Source organism: Vibrio sp. 2134-1 (genome assembly GCF_033339495.1).
Genome location: NZ_JAWOUS010000138.1, coordinates 1 through 1,064 on the forward strand (window position 1 = coordinate 1; position 1,064 = coordinate 1,064).

General features: G+C 45.0%; 1 protein-coding gene. It reads left to right on the forward strand.

The genetic code is table 11. The features are described 5' to 3' along the window. Positions 1-1,064 (forward strand): FeoB small GTPase domain-containing protein (locus R7R78_RS24445; RefSeq protein ID WP_225474417.1); only part of this gene is annotated, 1,064 nt, incomplete at both ends.

Consider the following 1,064-nt stretch of genomic DNA (forward strand, 5'->3'; position numbering starts at 1 on the left):
CGGTGTTGTCGCACCCAGCTGATTTGATCATCAACGTGATTGATGCCACCAGCTTAGAGCGCAGTCTATATATGACGCTGCAACTTCGTGAGCTTGGTCGTCCGATGGTTGTTGTTCTCAACAAAATGGATGCGTTAAAGCGTGAACGTCAGATGATCAACATTGCTGAGTTAGAAAAGACGCTAGGTTGCCCAGTGATCAGTTTGTCTGCCACTAATAAAGCACAAGTTGCTGAGTTTAAAGAAAAGCTCCACAAAGCCATAGTTCAGGGTGTTGCGCTAAAAGACCGCTCTTTGAATTACGGCGATAAGATGGAAGCAGCGATCGAGCATATTTCTTCTCTATTTAACGATCAAACCGTTTCTCATCGTGCATTAGCGATCCGTGCTCTAGAAAAAGACACGATGGTTCTCAATAGCCTTTCCGATCTTGATAGAAGCAAAGTACTGGAAGCGATTGCGACTTTAGATTTGGATATTGATTTACACGTTGCGGATACCAAATACACTCATCTGCACGAACAATGCAAAAAAGTTCGCCGCAGTGAAGGCAAACTCAGCCGCAGTGTTACCGAAAAACTTGATCAGTTTATTTTGAACAAGTGGGTGGGGATTCCATTCTTCTTTGTTGTGATGTACCTAATGTTTATGTTCTCGATTAACATTGGTAGTGCATTTATCGATTTCTTTGATATCGGCGTTGGCGCACTTTTGGTTGATGGCGGTCATCACCTATTGGATGGTCATTTGCCAGTTTGGCTTGTGACGGTTATTGCCGATGGTATTGGTGGCGGTATCCAAACGGTAGCGACCTTTATTCCTGTCATTGCGTGTTTGTATTTGTTCCTAGCTGTGCTTGAGAGTTCGGGTTATATGGCTCGCGCTGCGTTTGTACTCGATAAAGTGATGCAGAAAATCGGCTTGCCGGGTAAAGCGTTTGTGCCGTTGGTTCTTGGTTTTGGTTGTAACGTGCCGTCAATCATGGCAACACGCACTCTAGACCAAGAACGTGAGCGTAAGTTAGCGGCATCGATGGCGCCATTTATGTCATGTGGTGCTCGTTTG